Annotated in this window: 4 protein-coding genes; 2 read left to right on the forward strand and 2 right to left on the reverse strand. The window is 53.3% G+C overall.

Translation table 11 applies throughout. The annotated features are described in order from the left end of the window. Positions 1-363: 363 nt before the first annotated feature. The gene (locus ACXJ5O_RS20145) at positions 364-1,269 is read left to right on the forward strand and encodes a glycosyltransferase family 2 protein (protein ID WP_457301447.1); all 906 of its coding nucleotides are present in this window, start codon (positions 364-366) and stop codon (positions 1,267-1,269) included. Positions 1,270-1,272: 3 nt separating this feature from the next. Here the strand turns inward: ACXJ5O_RS20145 and ACXJ5O_RS20150 are convergent, their stop codons facing one another. Further along, a complete protein-coding gene (locus ACXJ5O_RS20150; protein WP_457301444.1) occupies positions 1,273-2,475 on the reverse strand; it encodes an alpha-hydroxy acid oxidase in 1,203 nt (400 codons plus the stop codon). A 179-nt stretch (positions 2,476-2,654) separates the two neighbouring features. Between ACXJ5O_RS20150 and ACXJ5O_RS20155 the strand changes: the two genes are divergently transcribed. Further along, positions 2,655-3,578, forward strand: coding sequence for a 2-hydroxyacid dehydrogenase (locus tag ACXJ5O_RS20155; RefSeq protein ID WP_457301445.1), 924 nt, complete (start codon positions 2,655-2,657; stop codon positions 3,576-3,578). A gap of 12 nt (positions 3,579-3,590) precedes the next feature. Here the strand turns inward: ACXJ5O_RS20155 and ACXJ5O_RS20160 are convergent. After that, a partial coding sequence (locus tag ACXJ5O_RS20160; protein WP_457301446.1) for a formyltetrahydrofolate deformylase occupies positions 3,591-4,285 on the reverse strand: 695 nt, incomplete at its 5' end.

Here is a 4,285-nt window from a genome sequence, read left to right on the forward strand (position 1 = left end):
GGGGTAGGGTTTTAAACCAAATGTGGAAAAGAAAAACCCCTTATTGCCGCCAAATTGCGGCGCACATTTCGGCCTTCACGTCAGTAATGCCGGGCGCCGGCGCTCATCGGGCTGCACTTGACCTTCCACACGCGCAAGTTTAATCGGTCGGCCTCCTAGGGTCACACTCACCAAAGAACTGACTCTCGTTCAAGGCGGAACCACCTGTTGAAACGACACCAATCTTTCTTGTTTCCAAGACCGGAAATTCCCTTTCCATACCGTCCTGACAGTCCAGCCGCGTTCCCGAACAGCCGAAGCCAGTCATTGCTCACGCGTTGGCGCAACTTCAATGTAAAGAAGCGTCATGACCCGGTTCAAATATTGTCTCTAAGGAAAGACGACACTCGGCCGCTGGGGCCGAAAGACATACCACTCATCTTTCTGACGCATAACAGCATTCAGTTTCTGCCGTCATTCCTCGCACATTACCGCAAATTGGGAATAACGCGATTTTTGTGCGTGGATGACCAATCGACAGATGGTACTCGAGAAAAACTGCTCGACGAACATGATGTCGATCTCTTTGGTTCGAATGTCCGGTATCGCCAGGCAAACGGCGGCAATTTTTGGCGTGAGGCTCTGGTCCGGATTTATGGAACCAAGCGCTGGTACATGAATGTCGATTGCGACGAGTATTTTATTTATGACGAGTGCGAGACGAAAAAACTGCCAGAGCTGATTGCGGGATTACAAGGAAGGGAAGTGCTGCATTGCCCGGCACCGATGATCGATTTCTATCCATCGGCCTCACTCAAGTCGGCGGTCTTCGACGGCTCCTCGGACGTCATGCCTTGGAAGATCGCCAACACCTTCGACCGGCAAGGTTATCGGCTGTTCCGCACCAACTCGGCCATGTCGATGATGGGAGGGCCGAGAGAGAGATTGTTGAACTATCCTGAGCACTACGACGAATTGATGAAATACCCGCTGCTCTACGTGGAACATGATATCGCGTTTACCATCAGCATCCATAAGCCATGGCCATTCCACCGCAACTTTTCTCCCATCTACGGCTCACTGCTGCATTTCAAATTTTTCAGTGAAACGGAAGAATTCGTCAAAAAGGCCATAGAAGGCGGGCAATACTTCAAGGGTTCTCGCGCTTACAAGACGATGCTTGAGGCAATCACGGCCGGAAGGCTGGACAACCTTACTTCGGATGTCTCCGTAAAGTTCGAAAACTCGAAGCAGTTGCTGGATCTCGGCTTCTTCAAGAGCGTTGTTTAGACTTCACGCGCTGGTTGTTCGGGCTTGCTTCTTCTTCACTTGAGCCATTCGAGGTTTTGTTTCGAGCCCACTCTTGTAGAGATTGTTTCGGTCGAGAACCTTGACGTCGCGCTCGCCGCATAGGGCCATCGTAATATCGAGCTCCTTGCGGATGATCTCCAATGCCTCAGTGACGCCTTTTTTTCCACCGGCACCCAGACCATATAGAAAAGCTCGACCGATATATGTGCCCTTGGCTCCGATGGCGAGCGCCTTCAACACGTCCTGTCCAGATCTAATACCGCCGTCGAAGTGCACTTCAATCTTGTCGCCAACGGCGTCTACGATATCTGCAAGAACCGATATGGACGACGGCGCTCCATCAAGCTGGCGGCCACCATGATTGGATACGATGATCGCATCGGCACCAGTCGCCGCCGCCATCTTCGCATCTTCGACATCGAGAATGCCTTTGATGATAAGTTTGCCGCCCCACCGTTCTTTTATCCAGGTGACATCGCTCCAGGAAAGGCGCGGATCGAACTGTTCGGTAGTCCAGACTGCCAGGGATGACAAATCGCCCACGCCTTTCGCGTGGCCGACAATATTGCCGAATGTCCGGCGATTGGTCCTGAGCATCTCCAGACACCATTGTGGACGAGTGGCCATTTGCCAGATGTGTTTCGGTGTAAATTTCGGGGGTGCAGAAAGACCGTTACGCAAATCCTTGTGGCGCTGACCCAGAATCTGCAGATCAAGCGTCAGAACCAGGGCCGAGCATTTGGCGGCTTTGGCGCGGTCGATCAAATTATAGATAAAGTCGCGGTCGCGCATTACATAGAGCTGGAACCAGAAAGGCTTGGTTGTAACCGATGCGACATCTTCGATTGAACAGATACTCATTGTTGAGAGCGTGAACGGAACGCCGAATTCTTCGGCCGCCTGGGCCGCCAGCATCTCGCCATTTGCATGCTGCATGCCAGTCAAGCCGGTTGGTGCGAGAGCGACAGGCATGGAAACTTTCTGGCCGACCATCGTGCTTTCGAGGGTACGGTCCGTCATGTCGACCGCAACACGCTGGCGCAACTGGATCTTGCCGAAATCCTCTTCGTTCGCGCGATAGGTGCTTTCCGTCCATGCACCGGAATCGGCGTAGTCGAAGAACATTTTTGGTACGCGCCGCTTGGCGATTTCTTTCAGATCGGCGATTTCAACTGTCTTTATCATGTTCTGTCCCGCAGCAATGGTGCGATGGTTTTCACACCAATGCATCTCAAAAGGCAAGCGCCAACTCACAAAATGACTACAGACAAAGGCGTGCTTCATAAGCAAATGGTTTGTCTTTGATGCCCGAGTGTAGCTATTGTCCTAACTCGATCTGGAAGCACTCGACAGGATGCAATTTGATGGAAAAACAACCTCTCCTCTTGCTTGGCCGTCTGATGCCCTACTTAACGGAGGAGTTGGAGAAGCGATACGCAGTTGAAAAGCTCTATGAGGAAAAAGACGCTCTGGGCTTTCTGCAGCAAAATGCAGAACGCTTTCGCGCGGCGGTCACGAGTACGTTCACTGGCCTCCAGGCGGATATGATCGATTTGCTGCCTGCACTTGAGATCGTTTCTTCGTTTGGTGTTGGCATCGATTCGCTGGACATTGCGTACGCGGAGACCAAGGGGATACAGATCGCCAACACGCCGGACGTTCTTAACGAAGACACGGCAAATATGGCGATCACACTTCTGTTGGCAGCTACCCGCGACATCGTTGCAAATGATCGGTTTGTTCGGGAGGGACGCTGGGCCAGAGGGGAAACACCACCCTTGGCGCTGGGGATAGAAGGCAAGAAGATCGGACTGGTGGGGCTAGGCCGGATTGGCAGCGTCATCGCAAGAAAATTGACTGCTTTTGGTTGCGACGTCGTCTACCACACGCGCAGCAAGAAACAAGAAGTCTCATACGAGCACTACAATGATTTGGTCGAAATGGCCCGGAGCTGCTCTGCCTTAATCGCAATCTTGCCCGGCGGGGACGCAACGAAAGGCGTCATTTCGCGCGAGGTCCTGCAGGCGCTTGGCCCCGAGGGAACCTTTGTCAATGTCGCACGCGGCACCGTCGTCGATGAAACCGCCCTGGTCGAGCTTTTGCAGTCGGGACAACTTGGACGCGCCGGCCTCGACGTGTTCGTGGACGAACCGACCGTTCCCGAAGCCCTGTTTGCACTGAATAATGTGGTGCTGCAGCCGCATATGGGCAGTGCCACGGTCGAAACGCGCAAGGCGATGGCCGACCGTGTCGTTTCCAATCTAGACAACTACTTTTCAGCCAAGTGAAGCCGCAGGCGATTATCCGAATACAACCGTCTTGTGACCGTTGAGCATGACGCGCGATTCAAGATGTTTCTTTACTGCCCGCGCGAGCACGCGGCTTTCGATGTCCCGGCCAGTGGCAACAAAATCTTCCGCACTCATGGCGTGAGTAACGCGTTCGGTCTCCTGCTCGATGATGGGACCCTCATCGAGGTCAGGCGTCACATAATGCGCTGTCGCGCCAATAAGCTTCACCCCGCGTTCGAAAGCTTGGTGATAGGGTTTGGCACCCTTGAAGCTAGGCAAGAACGAATGGTGGATATTGATGACTTTGCCGAACAACCGTTTCGACAAATTGTCTGACAGGACCTGCATGTAGCGGGCCAGGACAACAAGGTCAGCGCCGGTGTCCTTGACGATCTTGAGCAGCGCCTCTTCCTGCTCGCTCTTGTTGTCCTTGGAGACCGGCAGCACGTGATAAGGAATGCTCTCGTGTTCGGCAAAACGGCGGCTGTCCTCATGATTGGAAACGATCGCAGCAACATCGGCATCAAGCCAGCCAACCTTGATCTGGTAGAACAGATGCAACAGCGCATGGTCGAACTTGGATACCATGATGATGATCTTCGGCTTTTTCGATTGGTCAACAAGGGTGGTTTTCATGTCAAAGCGCTGAATGGCGGGTTTTAAAGCCCGTTCGACATCATCCTTGGTTGTGCCTTCGGCCGCCG

Source organism: Phyllobacterium sp. P5_D12 (assembly GCF_054049495.1).